The sequence below is a fragment of the Pseudomonas sp. B10(2017) genome (genome assembly GCF_002113295.1).
GTDB lineage: Bacteria > Pseudomonadota > Gammaproteobacteria > Pseudomonadales > Pseudomonadaceae > Aquipseudomonas > Aquipseudomonas pudica.
Genome location: NZ_NEJU01000025.1, coordinates 1 through 25636 on the forward strand (window position 1 = coordinate 1; position 25636 = coordinate 25636).

The following is a 25636-nucleotide window of genomic DNA, read 5'->3' on the forward strand; positions in this document are numbered from 1 at the left end:
TCACCTTTCCGCCCTTACGGCGGGTCACTTTTTGTCAAACGCGACAAAAAGTAACCAAAAAACGCTGGCTCCTATCATCCGGCCCCTACGCTACGCTCCGGGGTTCCCTCGCTACGGGCCTGCTCCCGGGAGTACGCGCTGCAGGCCCCATCCATGGGGCCTCAGCGCTTGACGGGCATCCATGCCCGTCACCTCCCTCCGCAGTCCCTCCGCTCGGCCTCCTGAAGTCGCAATCGGCAGCGCCTGAACTACCGCGCGCTTAAAAGCAAAAGCCCAAGCAAGAGCAAGAGCAAGAGCAAGAGCAAGAGCAAGAGCAAGAACAGCCAGGTTATGGCTGGGAGGCAATGGCCTTTTCAATGGCAGCCCGGAACGCTGGATCATCCGGCTTGGTCAGGCTGGAGAAATTGCCGATCACCTTGCCCTTGCGATCCACCACGTACTTGTAGAAATTCCACTTCGGCGCACTGCTCTGGCTGGCCAGCTCCGCGAACAGCGGTATCGCATCCGCGCCCCGAACCGCCTGTGTCTTGGTCATGGTAAAGGTCACGCCATAGTTGGCATAACAGACCTTGGCAGTCTTTTCGCTGTCAGCGTCCTCCTGCTTGAAGTCATTGGACGGCACACCAAGCATTTCCAGGCCTTGCTCGTGATATTCCTTGTATGTCGCCTCAAGCCCCTCGAACTGCGGCGCAAAACCGCAGTAACTGGCCGTGTTGACCACCACCAGCGGCTTGCCGGCAAAGCGCTCGCACAGGTCCACCTGCCCCTTGCCCCGCAACTCTGGAAGGCTACCCTGCAACAACGCTGGGCAATCGGCAGCCCAGCTCGATGCGCTGGCAAGCAGGGCCAGCACCGGCACCGTCAACCAATGTGCACGCATGACTCGTTTCTCCCGCAAGACAATTCCTGAACTTGCAGGGTAGCGTCTAACAAACACTCATGCCCAATTGCATCAACGCCATCCCGCCCTTGTGCCAACCCCACCAAACCAGCGCCAGCAGCAACAGGGCGGCAACGGCCAGTAGACCACGCGCCACGTAGCGGTTCATGCAGCCTGAGCCTGAAGCCGGGCAACCGGGCGTTCGCGCACGGGCCAGTTGAGGGCGGCAGCCAGAAGGCTGAGCAAGATAGAAATCTGCCAGACCAGGTCGTAGCTGCCAGTGCGGTCATACACCACCCCACCCAACCAGCCACCCAGGAAGGCGCCCAGCTGGTGGAACAGGAAGACGATACCGCCAAGCATTGACAGGTTGCGCACGCCGAACACCGTAGCCACGGTGCCGTTGGTCAGTGGCACCGTGGACAGCCATAGCAGGCCCATGGCAATACCGAACAGGTAAGCACTGAATTCAGTCACCGGCGCCCAGAGGAACAGCACGATCACTACCGCACGCAGCAGGTATAACCCGGTCAGCAGGCGCGGCTTGGACATGCGCCCGCCCAGCCAGCCAGCGGTGAAGGTACCGACGATATTGAACAGGCCTACCAGCGCCAGCACTGTTGTGCCGGTGGTCGCGGCCAAGTGTTGGTCGACCAGGTAGGCTGGCAGGTGCACGCCAATGAACACCACTTGAAAACCACAAACGAAAAAGCCCAGCGCCAGCAACCAGAAGCCGGAGTGCGAGCACGCCTCGCGCAAGGCCTGGCCCAGGGTCTGTTCGGCACCGTGAGTCGGCAGCGGCCGGTCGCGCAGCAGGCCGACGAAGGGCACGATCAGCGCCACCATCAGGCCGAGCACCAGCAACGCAGCGGACCAGCCCAGCCACTGGATCAGGCCGAGGGTGCCCGGCAACATGGCGAACTGGCCGAAAGAACCGGCAGCGCTGGCAATGCCCATGGCCATGCTGCGCTTTTCAGCCGGCACGGCACGCCCAACCACGCCGAGGATGACGGAGAACGAGGTGCCGGACAGACCGATGCCGATCAGCAAGCCGGCACTCAGCGACAACGACCAGGCCGAGTCGGCCATGCCCATCAGCACCAACCCGGCAGCGTAGAGAATACCGCCAATGATCACCACCCGCGCCGCGCCCATGCGGTCGGCCAGGGCGCCGGCGAACGGCTGCGCAAGCCCCCAGATCAAGTTCTGCAAGGCAATGGCGAAGGCGAACACCTCACGCCCCCAGCCGAAGTCCGCGCTCATCGGCGCCAGGAACAGGCCAAAGCCGTGCCGTACACCCAGGGATAGTGCCAGAATCAGCGCTGCCCCCACCAATACCCACCCGCTGGTTCGCCACACCGAAGTCATTGTCGTTATCTCCAGCACATCGCAAGGTTTTACGGGTATATACCCGCTTATAGTCGTATCAATTCAAGCCAGCTGGTTCAGCAAACGCACCAGTTCATCCCGCTGCCCTGCCCCCAGCCGCTCCACCAGTTCGGCCTGTGCCTGTTCCCAGGCTGGGTGGGCAGCGTGCAGCAGCTGGGTACCGGCCTCGGTCAGCAGCACCACACGGTTGCGCTGATCGTCACCATCGGCCAAGGCCACCAGCCCTTCAGCCTCCAGCACCCGCAGGTTGCGGCCCAGGGTACTACGCTCCAGGCCCATGGCCTCTGCCAACGTGGTGATACTAGGGCGATCGAGCCGCTGCAAATGACGCAACAGGGAAAACTGGGCGACATTGACCCCGAAGCCGGCAAGGGCCTCGTCGTAATGCCGGCTCACCCCACGGGCGGCACGACGCAGATGGGTGCAGATGCATTCACTGGTCAACATGAATACGTGTATATACCCGCGTCATGTGTGTTGCAAGAGATTTCACTATGTCCCTCTGCCCTAATGCCTGCCACATCGCATTAAGGGGGCTGCTACGCAGCCCATCGCCGGCAAGCCAGCTCCCACAGGTAAAGCGTTGCTCTCGAGGTTGTCGCTCTACCTGGGGAGCTGGCTTGCCGGCGATGGGCCGTAAAGCGGCCCCAATTACTCAACCAGGTTCAAGCGACGGCGAATCGGCTCGAACTCTACTGTAGCCTTGCGCGCCAGCGGGTCTGGAGCGCCCTGCTCGATTGCCTGCCAGTAGCGCCACGGCACCTTGGCCGAGCCCAGTTCGTAGTCCATGCCGTCCCAGTTATCTTCTCGGAAGCTGTAGAAGGCCCAGTGCAACCGGTGGCGATCCAGCACGCTGAGCACGTCTTCCAGGTATTGCCGGCAGCCCGGCAGCCTGCGCATACAGCCGAACTCGCCCACCACCAACCGCGAGCGGGGCACGTTCATGGACTCGGCCCAGTTCAGCGGATGGCGCAGGTATTGCGCCACACGCTGGCCATCCCACTGCTGCGTCTGCCCCGCGAACGGTGCCGGGCCGGGATAGGCGATGGGTTGCTTGCGCGTCATGTTCGGTGCACTGGTCACCAGATAGGGCTCGTACATGTGCACGCTGTACAGCACCCGCAGGTCTTCCAGAGGTGCCGGCCAGTAACCGAAGGCGTCGGCGGCGGCGAACCAGCCGGCATCGAGCATAACCGGCGTATCCGCGTCCTCTTCACGAATGGCCGCTATCAACTGCCGATACAGGGCTGGCAGATCACGCGCACTGCCCTGCCGCCGTGCATACCACTGCTGCATTTGCCCTGGGTCGGCATGCTCGGCCAGGCCACCTTGCTTCTCCGGGGCGGGCTCGTTGACCAGGTTGTAGGCGGCGATAGCCGGGTGATCTTTCAGCTCACGGGCCAGATCCCGCCAGAAGGCCGCAGCCTGCAACCAGTAGCGTTTGTCCTGCCAAAGGCGGTCGTCGAACTGGCCCTGGTTGTTTTGCGACCAGCGCATGCCGGGTAGCGAGAGCGGTGCGATGACCACCTTGAGGCCGGCCTGATGGGCGCGATCGAGGGTGGCTCGCAGCGTGGCTAGGTCGGCCGCAGACAGGCCTTGATAGGCGTCGGCATCGCCGAGGAGGAAGTCGCGTTCCGCCGGCTGCCATTTGTCGTAGGACAGCCGCACCCAGGTCGCGCCGTAGCCGCTCAAGGCGTCGAAGTAGGCTTGATCAGGTGGCAGCCGGTTGAAGCTGTTGCCACCGTGGCGGGGGGTGTTCCAGAAAGCCATGAGATCGGCTGCCATGGCAGCAGGCCCCATGGCCAACAAAAACGCAGCGAGAATGACATGACGCATGGTGCCGACACTCCTCGACAGTTTGCGGGAGGGGCAAGCATACGCCAGTGAAAAGATGCCGGTTCTTGCTGATTTTTTCAGGAATTTACCGACACGTTAGGCTCAGAAACGCCCTACAGAAACATCCTGCTTGCGCGGTCACTTGCAGAAGCAAGGCTCAGAGGCCCAACGCCAACCCCAGCAACACGGCCAGCTCGAGCAACTCCAGCATTGCACCAGCGGTATCGCCGGTAGTCCCGCCCAGGCGCCGGCACATCAGTTGTCGCAACCAGGCAAACACCGCCAACGCCAGCACCACGACCCACCCGCCCAGGACCAGGCAAAAAAGCACACAGCCCAGCAGCACCCAGCCGGCCGCATGCCGGGGCAGGTGCTCGGCCAGCGCTTGCCCCAAACCACCCTGCCGTACATACGGCGTACTCAGGAACAACCCAAGCATCGCCGCCCGCCCGATCAACGGTGCCAGTAGCAACTGCGCGCCAGTACCCTGCTCGACCAGCACCCACAACGCGCAGAACTTCAGCAACAGCACCAGCACCAGCGTAACCACGGCAATCGGCCCGCTACGCGGGTCCTTCATGATCAGCAGGGTGCGTTCGCGGTCACCGAAACCACCCAGCCAGGCGTCGGCGCTGTCCGCCAGGCCATCCAGATGCAACGCGCCACTGAGCAACACCCACAAAGTCAGCAGCAGGGCCGCGTGCAGCGGCGTCGGTGTGCCCTGCAGCAGGTGGCTGGCCAGCCACAGCAACAGGCCGAACAGCAACCCGACCAGCGGGTAGCAGAGCAGCGAGCGCCCCACCTCACGCGGCGCCGGCATGCCCGGCAGACTCACCGGCAGGCTGCTGAGAAACTGCAAGGCAATCCACAACGGCAACATTTCAGCGCCCCTCGACCAACTGGCCGTCGTCACCCGAAACCAATCGCATCAGCGCAGCGTGGCCGACTTCGACCTGCAGCAACTGTGCCCTGGGCAAGCCACGAGCACGGGCCAGTAACAGCCGCATCACGCCGCCATGGGTGACCAGCAGCACACGCTTGCCAGCATGCTGACGGCTCAGGCGCTCGACTGCCGCCAGTACACGTTCGGCGAACGCCTCGACCGGCTCGCCATTGGGCGGTGTAAACGCGTAAGGGTCCGCCCAGAAGCGCCCCAGCGCGTCCGCCTGGTCTTCCATGATCTGCGCCGCGCTACGGCCCTCCCAGTCGCCAAAATGCAGCTCCTGCAACGCCGCTTCGCGCTGTACCGGCAGGTTCAGCCGCTCGCCCAGCTCCTCGGCAAAACGTGCGCAGCGCTGCAGCGGAGAACTGACCAACACCTCCCAAGGCCCGGCCTCGGCCACGGCGCCACGCATCTGCGCCCAGCCCTTGTCGGTCAAGGCATCATCAAGGCTGCCACGCAAGCCGCCCTGTTCCGTTTCGCCATGGCGCAGCAAGTCGAGGATCATGCCGGGCGGTCCGCCACTGCAGCCTCGGCGAAGGTCGCCATCTGCCCATGCAACGCACAGGCCAGGCGCAACAGCGGTACGGCCAGGGCAGCCCCACTGCCCTCGCCCAGACGCAGGCCCAGGGCCAGCAACGGCTCGGCCTGCAACGCGTCGAGCACAGCTTTGTGCCCAGGCTCTGCGCCTTGGTGGGCGAACAGCAGCCAGGCCCGGCACTGCGGGTTGAGGCGCACCGCCAGCAGCGCGGCGACGCTGCAAATGAAGCCGTCCACCAGCACCGCGACACCCGCCTGCGCACAACCAATGTAGGCACCGGCAAGGGCCGCGATCTCGAAACCACCGACACAGCCCAGTGCCTGCAATGGATCGTTGGCGTTCAGGCCATGCAGGCTCAGCGCCCGTTCGATGACCTCGGCCTTGTGCCGCACCCCGGCGTGGTCCAGGCCGGTACCCGGGCCACTCAACTCAGCCGGCGGGCAACCCAGCAAGACGCTGGCCAGGGCAGCGGCAGCCGTGGTGTTGCCAATACCCATCTCGCCACCGATGAACAGCTGCGCGCCCTGTTCGGCGGCGCGCAGGGCACTATCGCGGCCAGCCTGCAGGGCGGCCTGCAGCTGCCCCCCGGTCATCGCTGGCTGGCGGGCGAAGTTGGCGGTACCGGCACCCAGGCGCAGATGGCGCACGCCAGGCAGTTCCAGGTGCGGGTCGATGGTGCCCAGGTCGACCACTTCCAGGCTTGCCTGCAGCTGGCGCGCCAGCACGCTGATGGCCGCGCCACCACCGACGAAGTTGCGCAGCATCTGCCCGGTCACCGCTTGCGGGTAGGCCGAGATACCTTCCTCGACCACACCGTGGTCACCGGCAAAGATGCTGATTGCGGCGTGATCCAAGGTCGGCCTTTCACACCCCTGCAGGCCGGCCAGTTGTATGGCCAAACCTTCAAGCTGGCCGAGCGAACCGGCAGGTTTGGTCAGCTGCTGCTGACGGGCGCGGGCCTGGTCCATGGCGGCGTTGTCGAGGGGTTGGCAGGCGTCACGCCACCAGGCTTGGGTCATAGTGCAGGTCCTTTGAGCATTAGGGGCAGGCCGGCCACGGTCAGCACCACACGCTGACAGCGTTCGGCCACGGCCTGGTGCAGCCAGCCAGCCAGGTCGACATAGCGCCGGGTCAGCTCGCCCATGGGCACGACGCCCAGGCCGGTTTCGTTACTGACCAGAATGACCGTGCCCGGCAACTGTTCCAGGCAGGCCAGCAGCGCATCGCGCTCCTCGGCCAGGCGCTGGTCGTCTTCGAGCATCAGCAGGTTGGTCAGCCACAGGGTCAGGCAATCCACCAGAAGGCAGCGCCCTTCGGCCGCTTCGCCGCGCAGTGCCGCGGCCAGGGCCAGAGGTTCTTCGATCAACCCCCAGTCATCGGGGCGACGCTGGCGGTGCAGCAGCACGCGTTCGTTCATTTCACCATCCAGCGGCTGGCTGGTGGCGATGTAGGTCACCGGCAGGCCACTGGCGCTGGCCAACTGTTCGGCCAGGCGGCTCTTGCCCGAGCGGGCGCCGCCGAGGATCAGGTTGAGCATGTCAGGCCACCCCACAGAGCTGGCGCAGGCGCGCGGTGTCCAGGTGCTTTTCCACCAGGTCGGCCAGGCGCTCGATATCGCGTTCGCGCAGGGCCTGGTAATCGACGGCCTGCACATCCTCCAGACCCGCCCAGCGCAGCAGCGCCGCACACGACTGGCTGCCTTCGAACAGGCCGTGCAGGTAGGTAGCAAGTATCTGGCCATCAGCGCTGACAGCACCATCGCAACGGCCATCGGCAAGTTGCACGGCTGGCTGCTCCAGGGCAGGCCCGGTGGTGACGCCGGCATGAATTTCATACCCGGCAACCGGGGCTGCTTCCAGGTTCAGCGTGCCGGCAACGTTGCGCAGTTGCTTCTCGGCTTCGAGCACCGTGGCGTAATCGAGCAGGCCAAGCCCCGGGCTGGAGCCGGCGGCCCCTTCGAGACCAAGCGGGTCATGTACTTCGCGGCCCAGCATCTGCAGGCCACCGCAGATCCCGATCAGCTTGCCGCCATAGCGCAGGTGCCGGTCGATGGCCTTGTCCCAACCGCGCTCACGAAGTTGCGCCAGGTCGCCGCGCACACTCTTGGACCCGGGCAGGATGATCAGGTCGGCGGCCGGTATCGGCTGGCCCGGGCCAATGAACTGCAGGTCCACCTGGGGGTGCAGGCGCAGTGGGTCGAAGTCGGTATGGTTGCTGATACGCGGCAGCACCGGGACGATCACCTTGAGCACGCGCTCGGCCTTTGCCCCCTGGCGTGCGTCGATGCCGTCTTCGGCTTCCAGATGCAGGTCGTTAACATACGGCAGCACGCCCAGTACCGGCTTGCCGGTGCGCTGCTCCAGCCAGTCCAGCCCCGGCTGCAGCAAGGCGATGTCGCCGCGGAAGCGGTTGATGACAAAGCCCTTTACCCGCGCCTGCTCACTGGGTGACAGCAGTTCCAGAGTGCCGACCAGATGGGCGAAAACACCACCACGATTGATGTCGGCAACCAGGATCACCGGGCAGTCCACCGCTTCGGCAAAGCCCATGTTGGCAATGTCCCCGGCACGCAGGTTGATCTCCGCTGGCGAGCCCGCACCTTCGACCATGACCACCGGCCAGGCAGCACTCAGGCGCTGGTGGGAAGCCAGCACCGCCTGCATGGCGATAGCCTTGTAGTCGTGGTAGGCCACCGCGTTCATGCTAGTGACGGCGCGGCCATGGATGATCACCTGGGCGCCGGTATCGCTGTTGGGCTTGAGCAGCACCGGGTTCATGTCGGTATGCGGTTGCAGGCGGCAGGCCTGGGCCTGCACCGCCTGGGCCCGGCCGATTTCACCGCCGTCGGCGGTCACCGCGCTGTTCAGCGCCATGTTCTGCGGCTTGAACGGCACCACGCCAACGCCCTGGCGCAACAGCCAGCGGCACAGCGCGGTCACCAGCGTGCTTTTGCCGGCGTCGGAGGTGGTGCCTTGCACCATGAGGGTGGTCATGCCATTTCCTTCTGATAGGCCGCCAGGGCCTGGGCCAGGCGCTGTTCGTCGGCCGCACAGGCTGGCAGCCCCAGGCGTATTGCCGGCGGGTGCTCGAACAGCCGCACCAGGATGCCGTGGCGGGCGAGAAAGTCATGCAGTTGCGCAGCCTGCTCGCTGCGCACGTACTGGAACAGGTCGCAACCGCCGCTGGGCGCCAGGCCGGCGCTACGCAACAGCACCGCCAGCCGCCGGCTGGCTGCAGCGCAGCGTTCGACCTGCACACGCTGGGCGTCGTGGTCGGCCAGGCTGGCCTGGGCCAGCACTCGGGTCGGGCCATTGACGGTCCACGGCCCAAGCAACTCGGCCAGGTGCAGCAGCAGGCTGCGTTCGGCGGCAACGAACCCCAGGCGCACGCCGGCCAGGCCGAAGAACTTGCCGAACGAGCGCAGCACTATCAGCCCCGGGCGCTCGGCACAATCGACCACGCTTTGCGCCGGGGTGTTGTCCATGAACGCTTCGTCGACCAGCAGCCAACCACCGCGGGCTGCCAGGCGGGCGTGCCAATCCAGCAGGCGTTCACGCGGCACCCGGCGGCCGGTGGGGTTGTTGGGGTTGACCAGCACCAGTACGTCGAGGCTGTCGAGCGTCGCCTCGACTTGCGCTTCGTCCAGCTCCAGCAACTGATGCCCCGCCCGTTGCCAGGCGTATGGGTGCTCGGCATAGCAAGGTGTCAACACCCCTACCCGGCCGGCTGCGCGCAACAGCGGCAAGGCCTGGATCGCGGCCTGGGAACCGGCCACTGCCAGCAATTGGCGTGCGCCGTAATACGCACGCGCGGCGTCCTCCAGGCCGTCCTCGGTCTCCGGCAGGCGCGCCCAGGCCTCCATGGGAATCGGTGGAATCGGGAAAGGCCATGGCGCAATGCCGCTGGACAGGTCGAGCCACTGCTCGCGAGCGATGCCGTATTGCCGTACCGCCCGCAGCAGGCGGCCTCCGTGTTCAAGCATTGATATAGGCCCCCAGGCAGATCACCAGCAGCCACAGCCATACGCCGCGCTGCACCAGGCCCCAACCGCGTTCGATGGCGTCGGCGTCGGCCATTGGCCCGTCACCCAGGCGTGGCCGCTCATGCAGTTCGCCGTGGTACACCGCCGGGCCACCGAGTTCCACACCTAACGCACCAGCACCGGCGGCCATCACCGGCCCGGCATTGGGGCTGTCCCACAGCGGGCCCTGCTTGCGCCAGCAGGCCAGGGCCAGGCGGGTCTTGCCCAGCAGCGCGTAGGTCAACGCCACCAGCCTGGCAGGAATATAGTTGAGCACATCGTCGACGCGCGCCGCGCACCAGCCGAAGCGTTCGAAGCGCTCGTTGCGATAGCCCCACATGGCATCCAGGGTGTTGCTCAGGCGGTACAGCACCACGCCCGGCGCGCCTGCGACCACGAACCAGAACAGCGCGGCGAATACCGCATCGCTGCCATTCTCCAGCACCGATTCGGTGGCCGCCCGGGCCACCGCAGGTTCGTCCAGTTCGCGGGTTTCGCGGCTGACCAGGTAGCCCACACGGCGCCGTGCTTCTTGCAAGTCACCCTGGCGCAAGGCACTGGCCACCGGCAACACGTGCTCGCCCAGGCTGCGCAGCCCGACGGCGCAGTACAGCGCCAGCACGTCGACCAGCCAGCCGATGTACGGCAGCCAAGACAGGATCAGTGCCACCAGGGTAAGCGGCACCACGGCCAGGAACCATGCGCTTACCCCGTGGCTGCGCCAGCCGCGCCCTCCGGCATTCAGGCGGCGCTCGAGGTTACCGGCCATGTTGCCGAAGGCCACCAGCGGGTGGCGCCGCTGCGGTTCGCCCAGCAGGGCATCCAGGGCCACCCCTGCCACGGTCAGCAAGGCCACGCTCATTGGCGCTCTCCCCATTGGTTCTCAAAGAGCATTTCACTCAAGGGCCGTTCCTCGGCCCAGTTTTCCAGCACCAGCATCGGTGCCGGGTAGAACTCGGTCACCGGCCCCAGGCACAGCACCGCGACCGGCTTGGCCCCGGTCGGCATTCCCAGCAGCGTCGCCAGCGCCTGCGGGTCGAACAGCGACACCCAGCCCATGCCCAGGCCTTCGCCACGGGCTGCCAGCCACAGGTTCTGGATGGCGCAGGCCAGCGAGGCCAGGTCCATTTCCGGCAGGGTGCGGCGGCCGAAGATATGCGGCTCGCGGTTGTCCATCAGGGCGGCCACCAGCAGCTCGGCGCAGTCGTTGATGCCTTCCACCTTCAGCTTCATGAAGGCGTCGGAACGTTCGCCCAAAGCTTCGGCGGTAAGCACCCGCTCTGCTTCCACCAAGGCCTGGATGCGCGCACGCAGGTCGCGCCGGGTGATGCGGATGAAACGCCAGGGCTGCATCAGCCCGACGCTGGGCGCCTGGTGCGCGGCAGCCAACAGGCGGCCCAGCACTTCCGGGGCCACTTCGCCACCGGCGAAATGGCGCATGTCACGGCGTTCGCCGATGGCCCGGTAGATCGCGGCGCGCTCGGCGTCGCTGTAGGCGTGTTCGCTCATGGTCGCAATAGCGCCGCCGCCGCGTCCGGGTTGGAGGGGAAGTAGAAGTGCACGTAGGACGCCGTCAGCCGACCCAGGCGGTAAACCGCTTCGTTGCCACGCCCGCCGTTGGGGCTCAGGCCACGCGCAATCGGCTGCAGTGCGGTATTGGTCAGCGAATGGTGATAGGTGTGCCCGCGCAAGGTGCCTTCCGGCAGCTCCACCGCCTGCAGGGCCAAGGCAGCCAGGCGCTTCTGCATGGTTGCCTCGCCAGGCAGCAGGCCAAGCAGTTCGGCACGCTCGCCGGCCACGTCGGTCAGGGCATCGAGCAGGTACAACATGCCGCCGCACTCGGCCAGCAACGGTTTGCCCTGGGCGTGGTGGGCGCGTATAGCCTCGCTCATCGGCGCATTGGCGGCCAGGGCGTGGTGGTGCAGCTCGGGATAACCGCCCGGCAGATACAGGCTGTCCACTGCCGGCAGTTCGCGGTCGTGCAGCGGCGAGAAGAACTCGAGCTGTGCGCCCAGGTTGCGCAGCAGGTCGAGGTTGGCGCCATAGGTGAAGGCGAAGGCCTCGTCCCGCGCCACGCCAATGCGCACACCGGCCAACGAGGCAGTACTGGCTTGCGGCTCGGGTTCGGCAAAGCTCACTGGCGGCGGCAAGGCAGCATCGCAACTGGCGCCAAGCGCCTCGGCAGCGGCATCCAGGCGCATGTCCAGGTCGTTCAGCTCGCTGGCCTGGACCAGCCCCAGGTGGCGGCTGGGCAGCTCTATACCACGCTCGCGGGACAAGCCGCCGTACCAGCGCAGGCCCTCGGTCAGGCTACCTTCCAGCAGTTGCGCGTGGCGCAGGCTACCCACCCGGTTGGCCAGCACACCGGCAAACGGCAGGTCAGCCTGGTAACGTGCCAGGCCCAGGGCCAGGGCGCCGAATGTCTGGGCCATGGCCGTGCCGTCGATCACCGCCAGCACCGGCACCCCGAAGTGGCGCGCCAGGTCGGCGCTGGACGGCGTGCCGTCGAACAGCCCCATCACCCCTTCGATCAGGATCAGGTCGGCCTCGCCGGCGGCTTCCCACAGCAGGCGGCGGCTTTCCTCGGCGCCGATCATCCACAGGTCGAGCTGGTACACCGGCGCGCCGCTGGCCCGCTCGAGGATCATCGGGTCGAGAAAGTCGGGCCCGCACTTGAACACCCGCACCTTGCGCCCGAGGTTGCGGTGCAGGCGGGCCAGGGCGGCGGTGACGGTGGTCTTGCCCTGGCCAGAGGCCGGTGCCGCGATCAGCACGGCGGGGCAATGGCGCTGACTCACAGTTCCACGCCCTTCTGTGCACGGATGCCAGCCTGGAACGCGTGCTTGAGCATGCCCATCTCGGTCACGGTGTCGGCCAGTTCGATCATCTCGGGTTTCGCGGCACGGCCAGTGACGATCACATGCTGCATTGGTGGGCGGGCCTGGATGTCCGACAGCACCTGGTCAAGGTCGAGGTAGCCGTGCTTGAGGGCGATGTTCAGTTCATCGAGCACCACGAACTGCACGCTCGGGTCTTGTAGCAACTGGCGCGACACGGCCCAGGCAGCTTCGGCGGCAGCGATATCGCGCTGGCGGTCCTGGGTTTCCCAGGTAAAGCCCTCGCCCATCACGTGGTAGCGCACCTGCTCGGGGAAGCGGCGGAAGAACAGCTCCTCGCCGGTGCTGTTGCGGCCTTTGATGAACTGCACCACACCGCACTGCATGCCATGGCCCAGGGCGCGTGCGAGCATACCGAAAGCCGAGCTGCTCTTGCCCTTGCCATTGCCGGTCAGCACCAGCAGCAGGCCGCATTCGTTTGGGGAATTGGCGATGCGTTCGTCGATGATCGCCTTCTTGCGCTGCATGCGCGCCAGGTGGCGTTCGTCGCGTTCGGTGGATTCGCTCATCAGGGTTCTCCGCTGGCTGGCGCCACGGCAACGCGCGGCGACAGGTAAAAGGCGGGCACACGGAGAACGCGCAGGGGCCGTGGCCGTACGCCACGGTGCACCGCGCATCACCCTCCGTGATGCCGTTGGCAGTATCAGGCCGGTCTCCGGGCTTGTGAGCGGGTCTTGGCCCAAGCCTGCGCGCCTTCCCGGGTGCTGACACCCAGTGGCCCTGCGCGGCCGCGACTCACCTACCGTTGCGGGGGCAGCGCCGGAATCGCGCCATGCTGGCACCCACCGGCTTCCCAGTTTCACCCTGCCCAGTCGGGGCTGGCAGGGCACCTGAAACACGCGCGAAGGTTAGAGGGTTGCACCGGGAGCGTCAATCGAAGCAGGCCGCTTTGCAGTCGAACAGGCACGGCCTGGGTAATGGCCAATTCACCTGGTTGTGCCACACTTGAGACAGTGATATCACATAGCCATCATTTTCGGCTGAACGCGATTACAACGATAACAGGAGAGCGCAGCATGCGAGGCCAGATCATCAACAACCCGCGCCTGGAGTTTCTCGCCCCGGTGCTGGAGCGCTGGGGCGACTGCATCGACCGCTTCAACCGGTTTGCTGGCGATGCGGAAGCACCTTACTGGCATGGCGCCGCCGCCAATACCGGGCTGCTTGCCGCAGCGGCGTGGCAGGCTGAACTGGCGGCGCTGCAGCAGTTTGCCGGCAAGAAGCAGCGCGACGAAGGCGAACACGAAGGGCGCTGCGATCTGTCGATCAGCAGTGCCGATGAAGCGCTGTACCTCAGTGTCAGCCAGCGCTGGCCAAAAATCGCCCGGCTGGACATGGCCGAAGCCCTGCAGCAGACCGCTGCCCTCGCGCGCCAGGTGGCCTACCCCAGCCAGTTGAAGGCCGGGGCGCTGTTCATCAGCCCGTGGAAGGCTGGCCAGCATGCCAGCCCAGAGGAACTGCAGGACCTGGTCGACGATCTGCAAAAACATACCGCCTGTGCCATCGCCTGGTACTTCCCGTATGCCTATCGCAAGTTGCACAACGAGCTGGGGCAGTATTTCCCGGGGGTGGCGTTGTTGCTCAAGCAGGCTTGAATCAACTCCGGCTCGGGCCGGGCGACGTGGCTTCTGTGGGAGCGGGCGTGCCCGCGAAGAATCCAGCGCGGTGGCTGGCACCGGCTGCGCCGGTGTTCGCGGGCGCGCCCGCTCCCACAGAGCCCCATTTAAGTTTCCTGTCGTAGTGAAGCGAGCCACCGCAGGTGCCCCACCCACAGCCATCATGAGGAGTCAATCCCGATTACTGGTATTACACGGCTGCGGTTTCTGACGATTTTTGCTCTCGCACTTGCTCTTGCTCTTGATCTTGATCTTCGCGACTTCAGGAGGCCGAGCAGAGGTCTTGCGGAGGGAGGTGACGGGCATGGATGCCCGTCAAGCGCTGAGGCCCCATGGATGGGGCCTGCAGCGCGTACTCCCGGGAGCAAGACCGGCGCGAGGGAACCCCGGAGCGCAGCGGAGGGGCCGGATGATGGGAGCGCAGCGTTTTTTGGTTACTTTTTGTCGCGTTTGACAAAAAGTGACTCGCCGTAAGGGCGAAAAGGTGAGTAAGCGTCGCCATCGTAAATGGACTATGCGCGAGATCAAAACCAGCACTTTCCGCTCTTCGCTCTTCGCTCTTCGCTTTCAAGCGTGGGCATCAACAACAGGGTCAACATTCATTTTCGAAGGTGGCGCTTATTCACCTTTCCGCCCTTACGGCGGGTCACTTTTTGTCAAACGCGACAAAAAGTAACCAAAAAACGCTGGCTCCTATCATCCGGCCCCTACGCTACGCTCCGGGGTTCCCTCGCTACGAGCCTGCTCCCGGGAGTACGCGCTGCAGGCCCCATCCATGGGGCCTCAGCGCTTGACGGGCATCCATGCCCGTCACCTCCCTCCGCAGGCCCTCCGCTCGGCCTCCTGAAGTCGCAATCGGCGGCGCCTGAACTATTGCGCGCTTAAAAGCAAAAGCAAAAGCAACGGCAAGGCAAGGCAAGGCAAGGCAAGGCAAGGCAAGGCAAGACAGTTGGATGGTTCCGGGAACCTGGCGAATGTCACCGACCTCTCAATTCATAGGCCCTGTTAGGAGGTCGCCGCCCATGAAACACCTGACGCCTTGGTTATTGGCCGCCAGCCTGACGGCCTGCGGCGAAACCGCACTGCTGAATGTACTCGAAGGCAGTGGTCCAACGCCCCAGTTGCCCGCTCCAGTCAAGACCACCCTCCCAACGGTGAATATCGCCCCAGCAGTGGGCTGGCCCAAGGACGTCAAGCCCGAAGCAGCACCAGGCACTGAGGTGAAAGCGTTCGCCAGCGGGCTCGACCACCCTCGCTGGCTATACCTGCTACCCAACGGCGACGTACTGGTGGCCGAAACCAATGCCCCGCCCAAGCCCGAAGATGGCAAGGGCCTGCGCGGTTGGGTAATGAAGAAGGTGATGAAGCGGGCAGGTGCAAGCGTGCCCAGCGCCAACCGCATTACCCTGCTGCGTGATGCCGACCACGACGGCGTCGCCGAAATCCGAACGACCTTCATCGAAGAGCTCAACTCACCGTTCGGCATGGCCCTGGTCGGCAAGGACCTCTACGTGGCCAACACCGACAGGTTGCTGCGCTTTCACTATGAGCCCGGTGCCATGCAAATTCGCAATGAAGGCCAACCGGTGGTCGAGTTGCCAGGCGGGCCGCTCAATCACCACTGGACCAAGAACGTGATCGCCAGCCCTGATGGCAGGAAGCTTTTCGTGACAGTAGGCTCCAACAGCAACGTAGGCGAAAACGGTATGGACAAGGAACAGGGACGCGCCGCGATCTGGGAAGTGGACCCCGCCAGCGGCCAGCACCGCCTGTTCGCCACCGGCCTGCGCAACCCTAACGGCCTGGCCTGGGAGCCGCACAGCGGTGCGTTGTGGACGGCAGTCAACGAGCGTGACGAGATCGGCAGCGATCTGGTACCGGATTACATCACTTCCGTCAAGGACGGCGGTTTCTATGGCTGGCCCTACAGCTACTATGGCAGCCACGTGGACGAGCGAGTGCAACCGCCAGCGCCTGAAAAAGTGGCCCAGGCGCTGGTGCCCGACTACGCAGTGGGTCCACACACGGCATCGCTGGGGCTGGCATTCGCCGAACCGAACGGGCTACCACCGCCCTTCGAACAAGGGGCATTCGTGGGCCAGCACGGGTCGTGGAACCGCAAGCCACACAGTGGCTACAAGGTGATTTTCGTACCGTTCGACCCGTCAGGAAAACCCTCGGGCAAGCCGGTGGACCTGCTTACCGGGTTTCTTGATGAGCATGGCAAGGCCCAAGGGCGCCCGGTCGGCGTAATCACCGACGGGCGTGGCGGCGTGCTGGTGGCCGATGATGTCGGCAATGTGGTCTGGCGAGTGAGCAAAGCCCCGCCTGTCCTCAGGGGTTCTGCGCCAGATGCCCTTGCGGAATGACGCGCTTGGCCTGCAGGTAAGCCCTGGCCCAGTAGCTGTTGGACAGGTAGTCCAGGCGCACCGTGCCACCGCTGGAAGGTGCATGCACGAAGCGCCCCTCCCCCACATATATGCCGGCATGGCTGACCTGCGAGCCGCCATTGGTGGCGAAGAACACCAGGTCGCCGGACTGCAGCGACTTGGCATCCACGGTTGGCGCGCGCATGACGATCATCTCACGCGTAGAACGCGGCAGGCTTATGCCCGCAGCATCACGGTAGACGTACTTGATCAAGCCACTGCAATCGAAACCGGAATCCGGCGTGTTGCCGCCCCAGCGATAAGGCGTACCCACCAGGCCGATAGCACGCATCAGCACGTCATCGGCAATCGGCGAAGGGCTGGGCTGGCTATAGGTTACCTGCGGCTGTACCACAGGGGCCGGCGCAGGCGCACGGCTGGAGCAGGCAGCCAGCAAGGCTGCCAAGGAGAGAAATGCGAAGCGCGCCATCTTTACCATGGCCAGAACATCCTGTCTGAGTCCGCTGGGCCGCAGCCGAAAAGAATTGAGAATTTAGATTAGACGCTTTCTATAAATGCGCACGGCGGCGAGCTTTTTTCAAAGCATCGCCGCCGCGGCAGGATATATCATTTTGCTATCAGTTGCGCGCGATATTGGTGGTCGGCGCCATGGCCAAGGCACGCTTGGCTTCGATGAAGGTCTTGCTCCAGTAGCGGTCACCGAGGCTGTCGATACGCACGCCACCACTGCGGCGGCTGCTGGAGTGGATGAACTGGTTGTCACCCAGGTAGATACCGGCATGGCTGACGCGGCCGCGCCCGTTGGTGCTGAAGAACAGCAGGTCACCCGGCTTGAGCTTGTTGCGGGCCACCTTCGGGGCATCGACGTTGATCATTTCACGCGTGGAACGCGGCAGGGTAACGCCCGCCTCTTCGCGGAACAGGTAGCCGATGAAACCACTGCAGTCGAAGCCGGACTTCTCCGAGGTACCACCGAAGCGGTAGCGGGTACCGATAAGCGACATGCCGCGCTCGAGAATGCTGTCAGCCAGCGCTGGCAGTTGGTAAGGCTTGCTGCTGGAGAAGGCCTCCAGGTCATCTTCGGTGGCCAGTTCTTCCGGCTCGCCGAATACCGACGAGGAAGAGGCTTTGGCCTTGAACGCCGATTGTGCGGCGATCGGGGTGTGATCCTGGGACTGCGCCTCTGGATTAGAAGCTGGGCCTTGGGCCGCGCAGCCAAAAAGCAGGGTCACGAGTGCGAGTGGCACGAGGGGTGCGAAGCGCTTCAGCATGGGCACGACCGTGTCTGTAATCCTTTAGAAGGGTGAAACTATGCCCTCTATCATGGCCATTTGCAAATTTTATCGAAAAAGATGTGACTTTTTTGTTTTGCCGCTCTGGCCCAGCGTTTTCGGGGTTACCAGCCCAGGGTTTCCTTGAGGAAAGGGATGGTGAGCTTGCGTTGTGCCTGCAACGAGGCCTGATCGAGGCGTTCGAGCAGGTCGAACAACGCACTCATGCTGCGCGCACCGCGGGTGAGAATGAAGTGGCCGACTTCGTCGGTAAGGTGCAGGCCGCGGCGCGAAGCACGCAGTTGCAGGGCTCGCAGCTTGTCTTCGTCGGACAGGCCACGCATCTGGAACACCAGGGCCAGGGTCAGCCGCGACTTCAGGTCGGGTAGCTTGATCGGCAGTTCGCGCGGCGATGCCGAGGCAGCCAGCAGCAGGCGCCTGCCGCTGTCACGCAGGCGGTTGAACAGGTGGAACATGGCCTCTTCCCAGTCAGCCTTGCCGGCGATCACGTGCAGGTCGTCGATGCACACCAGTTCGTACTGGGCCAGGTAGTCGAGCAGCCCTACGCCACGATCGAGCAATTGCGCCAGCGGCAGGTAGACGGCTGGCTCGCCGCGTTGCTGGAAGCGGTGGGTAGCGGCCTGTAGCAGGTGGGTACGGCCAACACCTTGCTTGCCCCACAGGTAGATAAGGCTCTCGGTCCAGCCGGCGTCGGCTTCGCATAGCCGCTCGACGTAGCCCAACGCCGCGGCATTGGCGCCCGGATAGTAGTTGATGAAGGTGGCGTCATCGCGCAGGCGCACACCCAGGGGCAACTGGATCGGTGGTTTCATGCTCGCGGGCGGTCGACAGGACCGCAGGGGGCCTTTGGTGAACAATGTGCAAAGTCTATACCCGCAGCGCGGGGTGCACAATCACGGCTGCGGATAGCACAAGTAAAATCAACAGGTTGCGCCATTATGGGGCTGCGTTGCAGCCCCCAGGATCACAACTCCGGGTCGATATCCCCGGCATACATGTCCGATTCCTTGTACAGGTCATGCACATGCCGCAGCAGCACCATGATCACCGCCGCCACCGGTAACGCCAGCAACACCCCGGTAAAGCCGAACAGCTCACCGCCAGCCAGGATCGCGAAAATCACCGCCACCGGGTGAAGGCCGATACGGTCGCCGACCAGCAGCGGGGTCAGCACCATGCCTTCCAGCGCCTGCCCGACCATGAACACCGCGACGATGCCCAGCATCGGGTACAGGTCGCCGCCGAACTGGAACAGGCCAGCCACCAAGGCAGCACCGATGCCGATGATGAAGCCCATGTACGGCACGATGGCAGCCAACCCGGCGAGCATGCCGATCAGCAGCCCCAGTTCCAGTCCCACCAGCATCAGCCCGGCCGAATAGATGATGCCCAGGGCCACCATCACCATCAATTGCCCGCGCACGAACGCCCCCAGCACCTCATGACATTCGCCCGCCAGGCCCATCACTTGCGGCTCACGCTGGCGCGGCAGCAGACCACGCAGCTTGGCCATCATCAGGTCCCAATCGCGCAGCAGATAGAAACCCACCACCGGGATCAGCACCATGTTGGCCAGCCAGGCCATCAGCGCCAGGCCCGAGGCGGTGGCATGGGACAACAGCACGCCGACGATATCGGTGGTCTGGCCCATGTGGGTGCCGATCGCGGCCTTGATCTTGTCGAACTTCCAGAAACCGTCAGCCAGGCCCAAGCGGCTCTGCACCCAGGGCAGCGCCACGTGCTCGAGCCAGTCGAGCATCTGCGGCGCCAGTTCGTACAGGCGCACCAGCTGCTTTGCCAGCAGCGGCACCAACACCAGCAGCAACGCCAGCAACAGCAAGGTGAACAGGCCGAAAACCACCACCACGCCCCAGGTGCGCGACAGCCCCAGGCGCTCTAGGCGGTCGACCAGCGGGTCGGCCAGGTAGGCCAGCAGGATGCCGACCAGGAACGGGGTAAGAATGTTGTGCAGGCTGTAAAGCAGCACAGCGACCAGCAGGGCAACGCCCAGCCAGATCCAACGACGTACGTCGGTCACGGTGTGCTCCCCTTACCAGCGAAAACGCAAACCGTCGAACGGCTTGGGTGCTGGCTGGGCCGGCACTGGTTGCCCGGCGCCGGCAGCGTCTGCCGGAGCTGGAGGGGGCTGCACAGCGGGCGCCTGCTCTACCGGCACTTCCTGCAGCTTGGCCAGGCCAAGCTGGGCGCGCAGCTGCTCGCGGTTGGCGGTCACGCCGTAGGTCAAGGTGCTGCCTTCAGCGACTTGCAGGCGCGGGCCAAAGGGTTCGAGCACGCGGGCCAGTTCGGCGTAGCGCTGCAGGTTCATCCCTTGCACTTGCACCTGCAACTGGCTGCTGGCGCCCGGGCGGGTGACGTAGCGCGGGGCCAGGCGGCTGCTGAGCGCCAGCATCACGGCGTCGGCCAACGCTGCCGGGTCGGCACCCTCGGCAGTACCTTGTTCACGCTGGTCGCCCAGCCACAGCTGCCATTTGCCTTGCCACTTACCGTCGGCTTCCCGGGCATGCACTGCCAGCAAGGCATCCGCGCCGTAGCGCCCTGAGGCTTCGCGCAGCGCCGCAGGGTCGCTGCCTTCGATCTGCTCGGCATTGGCCACCAGTTGCTCCTGCAGGTCGGCCAGCGGCAGGCGCAATGGCAGGCCGCGGTGCTGGGCGGCACGGCGCAGGGGTTGGGCACTGGCCTGGCCGTCACCGACCAGGTTGCTGCCTTCGACACTGTCGTTCAGCCACCAGCCAAGGATCGAGGGGCGGTTGCTGCCCCACAAGGCCAGGCCGGCCTTGCGCAAGGCCCGTTCGGTACTGCCAGGGTCGAACTCGACCAGCACCGACTCGGGTGGCCCGGCTTCGCTGGCGACCTGGTTGATGATTTGCTGCGGGTCCTTGCGCAGCCCGGCCAATGCCGGGCTTTGCGCTGCCTTGGGGTCGCCGGTAAGGCGCGTTACCAGGGTATCGAGGGCCTGGGCGGTAGCCGCGGCACGGGCTTCGGCGCCCTGCCCGGATACCGGTTCCCGCACCTGGTACAGGCCGGAGACGCTTTCAGCCTGGGCAGTGGCCGAGATCATGGCCAGGCAACCGACTGCCAGAATATTGAAGAGACGCATGGAGGATTCCTGTCCACTTACCGCAATGCCTATACCTTATACATGGGGGCGCAAGGTAACCAGTCGCGAGCATGAAAGATTGGTTGCGGAAATTGCCGGGGAGATGTGATGGGTCTGACAGGTGTTCGCCGCAACAGGTTCAGCACCTGCGCGTGCATGGCGCAGCCCTTGTGGCGTACACCCCCGACTTTTTACCTATTTTCATGCCCTGCCCGTCGGCCTGAGGATGGCCGCTGCCCGGCAACCCTGATAAAATCGCGCGCCTTCACAGACCACTGACGTTTCAGGCAGCCGCCGCTTACCAGCCGGCCTTGGCCGTCATGGTCGTTTTTAAGAATCCCTCCCTCCTAAAGGCCTGGATCAATGAGCAAGCAACCCTCCCTGAGCTACAAGGACGCCGGTGTAGACATCGACGCCGGCGAAGCACTGGTCGAACGCATCAAGGGCGTGGCAAAACGCACCGCACGCCCTGAAGTCATGGGTGGCCTGGGCGGCTTCGGCGCCCTCTGCGAGATCCCGGCCGGCTACAAGCAGCCGGTGCTGGTCTCCGGCACCGACGGCGTCGGCACCAAGCTGCGCCTGGCACTGAACCTGAACAAGCACGACAGCATCGGCCAGGACCTGGTCGCCATGTGCGTCAACGACCTGGTAGTGTGCGGCGCCGAGCCGCTGTTCTTCCTCGACTACTATGCCACCGGCAAACTGAACGTCGACGTGGCCGCCACCGTGGTTACCGGCATCGGTGCCGGTTGCGAACTGGCCGGCTGCTCGCTGGTCGGCGGTGAAACCGCCGAAATGCCTGGCATGTACGAAGGCGAAGACTACGACCTGGCCGGCTTCTGCGTCGGCGTGGTGGAAAAGGCCGAGATCATCGACGGCTCCAAGGTTGCCACTGGTGACGCACTGATCGCCCTGCCGTCCTCTGGCCCGCATTCCAACGGCTACTCGCTGATCCGCAAGATCCTCGAAGTGTCCGCCACCGACATCGAGAACACCCAGCTGGACGGCAAGCCGCTGACCGACCTGCTGATGGCGCCGACCCGCATCTACGTCAAGCCGCTGCTGCAGCTGATCAAGAACACCGGCGCGGTCAAGGCCATGGCCCACATCACTGGCGGCGGCCTGCTGGACAACATCCCGCGCGTACTGCCGGCCAACGCCCAGGCGGTCATCGACGTGGCCAGCTGGCAGCGTCCGGCGGTGTTCGACTTCCTGCAGGAAAAAGGCAACGTCGACGAGCATGAAATGCACCGCGTGCTGAACTGCGGCGTCGGTATGGTCATCTGCGTGGCCCAGGATCAGGTAGAAGCTGCCCTGAACGAACTGCGCGCCGCTGGCGAGCAGCCATGGGTGATCGGCCACATCGCCGAAGCCGCCGAGGGCGCCGCCCAGGTCGACCTGCAGAACCTCAAGGCACACTGATGCCAAGCAATACCTGCAATGTAGTGGTACTGCTGTCGGGCTCCGGCAGCAACCTGCAAGCCCTGATCGACAGTTGCCAAGGCCAGGAAAGCCCAGTGCGCATCCGTGCGGTGGTTTCCAACCGCGCCGATGCCTACGGCCTGCAACGCGCCGCGGCGGCCGGCATCGACAGCGTCGTGCTCGAGCACACCCAGTTCGACGGGCGTGAAGCCTTCGATGCCGCGCTGATGGCGCGCATCGACGCTTTCGCCCCGGACCTGGTGGTGCTGGCCGGTTTCATGCGCATCCTAAGTGGCGACTTCGTGCGCCACTACCAGGGCCGCCTGCTCAACATCCACCCGTCGCTGCTGCCCAAATACAAGGGCCTGCATACCCACCGCCGGGCGCTGGAGGCAGGCGACGCCGAGCACGGCTGCAGCGTACACTTCGTTACTGAGGAACTCGATGGCGGCCCACTGGTCGTACAGGCTGTGGTACCGGTGGCGCCAGACGACACCGTTGAAAGCCTGGCCCAGCGGGTACACCGCCAGGAACACCTGATTTACCCGCTGGCGGTGCGCTGGTTCGCCGAAGGGCGCTTGCGCCTTGGCGAACAGGGTGCATTACTGGATGGCCAGCCCCTGGCGGCCAGCGGTCACTTGATTCGATCCTAGGAGAACTTATGCGTCGCGCCCTGCTCTTGGCTCTCGCCGTGCTCGCCCTGCCCCTCCAGGCAGCTGATCTGAAGCCTTTCTCGGCCAGCTATACCGCAGACTGGAAGCAACTGCCCATGAGCGGCACCGCCGAGCGCAGCCTGGTCAAGAATGCCAACGGTACCTGGGACCTTAACTTCAAGGCTTCCATGATGATCGCCAGCCTGACCGAGCAAAGCACCCTGCGTCTGGACAACGACACCCTGCTGCCGCAGAAATACCACTTCGAGCGTGGCGGCCTGGGCAAGGCCAAGAAAGTCGACCTGAGCTTCGACTGGAACAACAAGAAGGTCACCGGCAGCGACCGTGGCGATGCCATCAGCCTGCCGCTGAACCGCGGCGTGCTGGACAAGTCGTCCTACCAGCTGGCCCTGCAGCATGACGTGGCCGCCGGCAAGAAGAGCATGACTTATCAGGTGGTCGACGGTGACGAGATCGACACCTACGACTTCCGCGTGCTGGGCACCGAAAAGGTCACTACCAAGACCGGCCAGGTCGATGCGGTGAAGGTCGAGCGCGTGCGCGACCCAAGCCAGAGCAAGCGCATCACCGAGCTGTGGTTCGCCAAGAACTGGGACTACCTGCTGGTGCAACTGCGCCAGGTCGAGACCGATGGCAAGGAATACGTGATCGTGTTGCAGGATGGCACGGTCGATGGCAAGCCGGTGAAGGGCAACTGAGCCAGCGCTGCCAGCATTACCCGAAGCCCCGCCTTGTGCGGGGCTTTTTTCTGCCTGACGTTTCTGTCCTGTCTGTACCGGCGATAGGGCCAGCCGAGGCAATACACCTTCCAGCTTCATGAAACTTGTTTCATGCCCGTTTTATTTACTTAGCCTGCTAACAAACTCTATAAAGAGGTTGTGCGACACAGTGTCGCAGCCAACTGAAGCAGTGGAGTTTGACGATGACAGTCCAAGTAACCGAACGCGACGAATCGAAAATGTCCCACGAAGGCCTGGCCGCTGGTGTGCGGATCTGGGATGTGCACCAACAGGGCCAGCTGGTGGGGATGTTCCACAATGAACATGAAGCGCACCAGTACCGTACAGAGCTGGAAAACCTGGAAAACCAGCGCGCCTCGCAATGACCCACCTTCAAATGAAAAACCCCGCCAAGGCGGGGTTTTTCGTGCTTACCACATCAGATCATCAGGGATCTTGTAGGCCGCATACGGGTCGTCCTCGTCCGCTTCCTCGACATGGGTATTCAGCAACAGGATACGGCTGGGATCGCGCTCCTGGATCTTTACCGCCGCCTCACGAGGGATCACCTCGTAACCGCCGCCAAACGACACCACGGCCAGCGCGCCATTGCTCAGCTTGGTCCGCATCAGGGCATTGACGGCAATGCGCTTGACCTTCTTGTCGTCGACGAAGTTGTAGTAGTCCTCGGTGTTCAACTTCGGCAGGCGAGTCGCTTCGATCAACTGCTTGATCTGCGCGGCGCGGGCCTTCTGCTCGGCTTTTTCCTGCTGCTGGCGGTTCAGTTCCTGGTCACGCTTGGCTTTCTCGGCCATGGCTTCCTTGGCCATGCGCTTCTGGCTGTCGTCCACCTCGACCTGGCCTTTGTGCTCCAGGCGTTTCTGTTTCTTCTCGGCCTTGTTGGCCTGGGAAACCTGTTTCTGGTTGACCAGACCGGCTTTGAGCAGTTGGTCGCGAAGGGAAAGGCTCATGAATGTTCACTCACTTATGCAACAGCTCAGCCGCAGCTGGGCAGGTTCTTTTCCTGACGTTTGGCTTCACCCCAAAGGGCATCCAGTTCGTCAAGGTTACAATCTTCGATGGGTCGGCCACTGTCGCGCAATGCCTGTTCGATGAAGCGGAAACGCCGCTCGAACTTGCGGTTGGCACGGCGCAGGGCGTGTTCCGGGTCATGCTTGAGGTGGCGGGCCAGGTTCACGGCGGCAAACAGCAGGTCGCCGATTTCATCCTCGAGCGCATCAGCATCGCCGTCGGCCATGGCCTGCAGCACTTCGTCCAGCTCTTCGCGAACCTTGTCCAGCACCGGCAAAGCCGCAGGCCAGTCGAAACCGACCGTGGCTGCGCGCTTTTGCAGTTTGGCTGCCCGCGACAATGCCGGCAATGCCGCCGGCACGTCGTCGAGCAACGAGAGCTGTTCGGGCTGGCTCTTTTCCGCGCGTTCTTCGGCCTTGATCTCTTCCCAGCGCGACTTGACCTGGGCCTCGCTCAGGCTGGGAGTGTCCACCGGCGCATACAGCTCGCCGGTGGGGAATACATGCGGGTGACGGCGAATGAGCTTGCGGGTGATGCTGTCGACCACGCCGTCGAACTCGAAACGCCCTTCCTCACGTGCCAGCTGGCTGTAGTAGACCACCTGAAACAGCAGGTCACCCAGCTCGCCTTGCAGGTGCTCGAAGTCACCACGCTCGATGGTGTCGGCAACCTCGTAGGCCTCTTCGATGGTGTGAGGGACGATGCTCGCGTAGTTCTGCTTCAGGTCCCACGGGCAGCCGTACTGCGGGTCACGCAGCCGGGCCATGAGGTGCAGCAGGTCTTCGAGGGTGTAGGTCATGGTCAGCTATTCCTTGGCGGGGGCTTTGCCCCCGATCGCCGGCAAGCCAGCTCCCACAGGTATTGCACAG

General features: G+C 64.3%; 28 protein-coding genes and 1 riboswitch. Of the genes, 6 read left to right on the plus strand and 22 right to left on the minus strand.

Annotated features, from left to right (window positions below; all coding sequences use genetic code 11):
• Positions 1-328: 328 nt before the first annotated feature.
• The 15 genes from CAF92_RS23265 to cobO all read right to left on the minus strand — a co-directional run bounded on the left by CAF92_RS23265 (position 329) and on the right by cobO (position 13013).
• Complete coding sequence (locus CAF92_RS23265) at positions 329-880, minus strand: glutathione peroxidase (RefSeq protein ID WP_085602047.1); 552 nt, start codon at positions 878-880, stop codon at positions 329-331.
• A 46-nt stretch (positions 881-926) separates the two neighbouring features.
• Positions 927-1049, minus strand: coding sequence for a hypothetical protein (locus tag CAF92_RS27695; RefSeq protein WP_256573786.1), 123 nt, complete (start codon positions 1047-1049; stop codon positions 927-929).
• On the minus strand, positions 1046-2248 hold the full coding sequence (locus CAF92_RS23270) for an MFS transporter (RefSeq protein WP_085602048.1): 1203 nt from the start codon (positions 2246-2248) through the stop codon (positions 1046-1048). The genes CAF92_RS27695 and CAF92_RS23270 overlap by 4 nt, the downstream gene beginning before the upstream one ends.
• Before the next feature lie 63 nt (positions 2249-2311).
• Entirely contained in the window at positions 2312-2716 is a 405-nt protein-coding gene (locus CAF92_RS23275; RefSeq protein ID WP_046617187.1) for a MarR family winged helix-turn-helix transcriptional regulator, read from the minus strand.
• Between the two features lie 204 nt (positions 2717-2920).
• Entirely contained in the window at positions 2921-4039 is a 1119-nt protein-coding gene (locus CAF92_RS23280) for a glycoside hydrolase family 5 protein (protein WP_178081822.1), read from the minus strand.
• Between the two features lie 223 nt (positions 4040-4262).
• Positions 4263-4985, minus strand: coding sequence for an adenosylcobinamide-GDP ribazoletransferase (locus tag CAF92_RS23285; RefSeq protein WP_085602050.1), 723 nt, complete (start codon positions 4983-4985; stop codon positions 4263-4265).
• Position 4986: 1 nt separating this feature from the next.
• Positions 4987-5553 carry a histidine phosphatase family protein gene (locus CAF92_RS23290; RefSeq protein ID WP_046617184.1) on the minus strand — a complete coding sequence of 189 codons (567 nt, stop codon included), beginning with the start codon at positions 5551-5553 and terminating at the stop codon, positions 4987-4989.
• The gene (cobT, locus tag CAF92_RS23295) at positions 5550-6605 is read right to left on the minus strand and encodes a nicotinate-nucleotide--dimethylbenzimidazole phosphoribosyltransferase (protein WP_085602051.1); all 1056 of its coding nucleotides are present in this window, start codon (positions 6603-6605) and stop codon (positions 5550-5552) included. Before cobT ends, CAF92_RS23290 begins: the two co-directional genes overlap by 4 nt.
• A complete protein-coding gene (cobU, locus tag CAF92_RS23300) occupies positions 6602-7123 on the minus strand; it encodes a bifunctional adenosylcobinamide kinase/adenosylcobinamide-phosphate guanylyltransferase (protein WP_085602052.1) in 522 nt (173 codons plus the stop codon). Before cobU ends, cobT begins: the two co-directional genes overlap by 4 nt.
• 1 nt (position 7124) lies before the next feature.
• A complete protein-coding gene (locus CAF92_RS23305; RefSeq protein ID WP_085602053.1) occupies positions 7125-8579 on the minus strand; it encodes a cobyric acid synthase in 1455 nt (484 codons plus the stop codon).
• On the minus strand, positions 8576-9568 hold the full coding sequence (gene cobD, locus CAF92_RS23310) for a threonine-phosphate decarboxylase CobD (RefSeq protein WP_046617180.1): 993 nt from the start codon (positions 9566-9568) through the stop codon (positions 8576-8578). Before cobD ends, CAF92_RS23305 begins: the two co-directional genes overlap by 4 nt.
• A complete protein-coding gene (gene cbiB, locus CAF92_RS23315; RefSeq protein WP_085593447.1) occupies positions 9561-10469 on the minus strand; it encodes an adenosylcobinamide-phosphate synthase CbiB in 909 nt (302 codons plus the stop codon). Before cbiB ends, cobD begins: the two co-directional genes overlap by 8 nt.
• A complete protein-coding gene (gene bluB, locus CAF92_RS23320; RefSeq protein WP_085602054.1) occupies positions 10466-11116 on the minus strand; it encodes a 5,6-dimethylbenzimidazole synthase in 651 nt (216 codons plus the stop codon). Before bluB ends, cbiB begins: the two co-directional genes overlap by 4 nt.
• Entirely contained in the window at positions 11113-12405 is a 1293-nt protein-coding gene (locus CAF92_RS23325; RefSeq protein WP_085602055.1) for a cobyrinate a,c-diamide synthase, read from the minus strand. The genes bluB and CAF92_RS23325 overlap by 4 nt, the downstream gene beginning before the upstream one ends.
• Complete coding sequence (gene cobO, locus CAF92_RS23330) at positions 12402-13013, minus strand: cob(I)yrinic acid a,c-diamide adenosyltransferase (RefSeq protein ID WP_013971375.1); 612 nt, start codon at positions 13011-13013, stop codon at positions 12402-12404. The genes CAF92_RS23325 and cobO overlap by 4 nt, the downstream gene beginning before the upstream one ends.
• Before the next feature lie 119 nt (positions 13014-13132).
• A riboswitch (cobalamin riboswitch) is annotated at positions 13133-13353 on the minus strand.
• 167 nt (positions 13354-13520) lie between these two features.
• Here cobO and CAF92_RS23335 point away from each other — a divergent pair.
• Complete coding sequence (locus CAF92_RS23335) at positions 13521-14099, plus strand: hypothetical protein (RefSeq protein WP_085602056.1); 579 nt, start codon at positions 13521-13523, stop codon at positions 14097-14099.
• A gap of 1043 nt (positions 14100-15142) precedes the next feature.
• Positions 15143-16489 (plus strand): sorbosone dehydrogenase family protein, encoded by a 1347-nt coding sequence (locus CAF92_RS23350; RefSeq protein ID WP_085602059.1) that lies wholly within the window; start codon positions 15143-15145, stop codon positions 16487-16489.
• Here the strand turns inward: CAF92_RS23350 and CAF92_RS23355 are convergent.
• The 5 genes from CAF92_RS23355 to CAF92_RS23375 all read right to left on the minus strand — a co-directional run bounded on the left by CAF92_RS23355 (position 16455) and on the right by CAF92_RS23375 (position 20920).
• Positions 16455-16988, minus strand: a complete 534-nt coding sequence (locus CAF92_RS23355) for a C40 family peptidase (protein ID WP_085602060.1) — start codon at positions 16986-16988, stop codon at positions 16455-16457. The genes CAF92_RS23350 and CAF92_RS23355 overlap by 35 nt on opposite strands.
• A gap of 139 nt (positions 16989-17127) precedes the next feature.
• Complete coding sequence (locus tag CAF92_RS23360; RefSeq protein ID WP_085602061.1) at positions 17128-17781, minus strand: C40 family peptidase; 654 nt, start codon at positions 17779-17781, stop codon at positions 17128-17130.
• A gap of 125 nt (positions 17782-17906) precedes the next feature.
• On the minus strand, positions 17907-18614 hold the full coding sequence (gene hda / locus CAF92_RS23365; protein WP_013971369.1) for a DnaA regulatory inactivator Hda: 708 nt from the start codon (positions 18612-18614) through the stop codon (positions 17907-17909).
• A 152-nt stretch (positions 18615-18766) separates the two neighbouring features.
• The gene (locus CAF92_RS23370) at positions 18767-19840 is read right to left on the minus strand and encodes an AI-2E family transporter (protein WP_046616663.1); all 1074 of its coding nucleotides are present in this window, start codon (positions 19838-19840) and stop codon (positions 18767-18769) included.
• A gap of 12 nt (positions 19841-19852) precedes the next feature.
• Complete coding sequence (locus CAF92_RS23375) at positions 19853-20920, minus strand: DUF2066 domain-containing protein (protein ID WP_046616662.1); 1068 nt, start codon at positions 20918-20920, stop codon at positions 19853-19855.
• A 363-nt stretch (positions 20921-21283) separates the two neighbouring features.
• On the opposite strand from CAF92_RS23375, the gene purM reads away from it, so the two are divergent.
• The 4 genes from purM (at position 21284) to CAF92_RS23395 (ending at position 24121) form a co-directional block, all read left to right on the plus strand.
• Positions 21284-22342: a phosphoribosylformylglycinamidine cyclo-ligase gene (gene purM, locus CAF92_RS23380; protein WP_046616661.1), complete on the plus strand. Its 1059-nt coding sequence runs from the start codon at positions 21284-21286 to the stop codon at positions 22340-22342.
• Positions 22342-22995, plus strand: coding sequence for a phosphoribosylglycinamide formyltransferase (gene purN / locus CAF92_RS23385; RefSeq protein ID WP_046616660.1), 654 nt, complete (start codon positions 22342-22344; stop codon positions 22993-22995). Before purM ends, purN begins: the two co-directional genes overlap by 1 nt.
• An 8-nt stretch (positions 22996-23003) precedes the next feature.
• A complete protein-coding gene (locus CAF92_RS23390) occupies positions 23004-23714 on the plus strand; it encodes a DUF3108 domain-containing protein (RefSeq protein ID WP_046616659.1) in 711 nt (236 codons plus the stop codon).
• Positions 23715-23938: 224 nt separating this feature from the next.
• On the plus strand, positions 23939-24121 hold the full coding sequence (locus CAF92_RS23395; RefSeq protein WP_046616658.1) for a hypothetical protein: 183 nt from the start codon (positions 23939-23941) through the stop codon (positions 24119-24121).
• Positions 24122-24166: 45 nt separating this feature from the next.
• Here the strand turns inward: CAF92_RS23395 and CAF92_RS23400 are convergent, their stop codons facing one another.
• Positions 24167-24706 carry a DUF2058 domain-containing protein gene (locus CAF92_RS23400; protein ID WP_085602062.1) on the minus strand — a complete coding sequence of 180 codons (540 nt, stop codon included), beginning with the start codon at positions 24704-24706 and terminating at the stop codon, positions 24167-24169.
• A gap of 26 nt (positions 24707-24732) precedes the next feature.
• Entirely contained in the window at positions 24733-25566 is an 834-nt protein-coding gene (gene mazG / locus CAF92_RS23405; protein ID WP_025338013.1) for a nucleoside triphosphate pyrophosphohydrolase, read from the minus strand.
• Positions 25567-25636 lie beyond the last annotated feature (70 nt).

Coding starts and splice junctions, on each gene's coding strand:
- CAF92_RS23285 (WP_085602050.1), bottom strand. CDS start 4,985: ATGTTGCCGTTGTGGATTGCCTTGCAGTTTCTCAGCAGCCTGCCGGTG.
- CAF92_RS27695 (WP_256573786.1), bottom strand. CDS start 1,049: ATGAACCGCTACGTGGCGCGTGGTCTACTGGCCGTTGCCGCCCTGTTG.
- CAF92_RS23375 (WP_046616662.1), bottom strand. CDS start 20,920: ATGCGTCTCTTCAATATTCTGGCAGTCGGTTGCCTGGCCATGATCTCG.
- cbiB (WP_085593447.1), bottom strand. CDS start 10,469: ATGAGCGTGGCCTTGCTGACCGTGGCAGGGGTGGCCCTGGATGCCCTG.
- CAF92_RS23280 (WP_178081822.1), bottom strand. CDS start 4,039: ATGGCTTTCTGGAACACCCCCCGCCACGGTGGCAACAGCTTCAACCGG.
- cobT (WP_085602051.1), bottom strand. CDS start 6,605: ATGACCCAAGCCTGGTGGCGTGACGCCTGCCAACCCCTCGACAACGCC.
- cobO (WP_013971375.1), bottom strand. CDS start 13,013: ATGAGCGAATCCACCGAACGCGACGAACGCCACCTGGCGCGCATGCAG.
- CAF92_RS23335 (WP_085602056.1), top strand. CDS start 13,521: ATGCGAGGCCAGATCATCAACAACCCGCGCCTGGAGTTTCTCGCCCCG.
- CAF92_RS23270 (WP_085602048.1), bottom strand. CDS start 2,248: ATGACTTCGGTGTGGCGAACCAGCGGGTGGGTATTGGTGGGGGCAGCG.
- CAF92_RS23265 (WP_085602047.1), bottom strand. CDS start 880: ATGCGTGCACATTGGTTGACGGTGCCGGTGCTGGCCCTGCTTGCCAGC.
- cobU (WP_085602052.1), bottom strand. CDS start 7,123: ATGCTCAACCTGATCCTCGGCGGCGCCCGCTCGGGCAAGAGCCGCCTG.
- purN (WP_046616660.1), top strand. CDS start 22,342: ATGCCAAGCAATACCTGCAATGTAGTGGTACTGCTGTCGGGCTCCGGC.
- CAF92_RS23275 (WP_046617187.1), bottom strand. CDS start 2,716: ATGTTGACCAGTGAATGCATCTGCACCCATCTGCGTCGTGCCGCCCGT.
- hda (WP_013971369.1), bottom strand. CDS start 18,614: ATGAAACCACCGATCCAGTTGCCCCTGGGTGTGCGCCTGCGCGATGAC.
- mazG (WP_025338013.1), bottom strand. CDS start 25,566: ATGACCTACACCCTCGAAGACCTGCTGCACCTCATGGCCCGGCTGCGT.
- CAF92_RS23395 (WP_046616658.1), top strand. CDS start 23,939: ATGACAGTCCAAGTAACCGAACGCGACGAATCGAAAATGTCCCACGAA.
- CAF92_RS23290 (WP_046617184.1), bottom strand. CDS start 5,553: ATGATCCTCGACTTGCTGCGCCATGGCGAAACGGAACAGGGCGGCTTG.
- CAF92_RS23400 (WP_085602062.1), bottom strand. CDS start 24,706: ATGAGCCTTTCCCTTCGCGACCAACTGCTCAAAGCCGGTCTGGTCAAC.
- CAF92_RS23360 (WP_085602061.1), bottom strand. CDS start 17,781: ATGCTGAAGCGCTTCGCACCCCTCGTGCCACTCGCACTCGTGACCCTG.
- bluB (WP_085602054.1), bottom strand. CDS start 11,116: ATGAGCGAACACGCCTACAGCGACGCCGAGCGCGCCGCGATCTACCGG.
- CAF92_RS23350 (WP_085602059.1), top strand. CDS start 15,143: ATGAAACACCTGACGCCTTGGTTATTGGCCGCCAGCCTGACGGCCTGC.
- CAF92_RS23390 (WP_046616659.1), top strand. CDS start 23,004: ATGCGTCGCGCCCTGCTCTTGGCTCTCGCCGTGCTCGCCCTGCCCCTC.
- CAF92_RS23305 (WP_085602053.1), bottom strand. CDS start 8,579: ATGACCACCCTCATGGTGCAAGGCACCACCTCCGACGCCGGCAAAAGC.
- CAF92_RS23355 (WP_085602060.1), bottom strand. CDS start 16,988: ATGGTAAAGATGGCGCGCTTCGCATTTCTCTCCTTGGCAGCCTTGCTG.
- purM (WP_046616661.1), top strand. CDS start 21,284: ATGAGCAAGCAACCCTCCCTGAGCTACAAGGACGCCGGTGTAGACATC.
- cobD (WP_046617180.1), bottom strand. CDS start 9,568: ATGCTTGAACACGGAGGCCGCCTGCTGCGGGCGGTACGGCAATACGGC.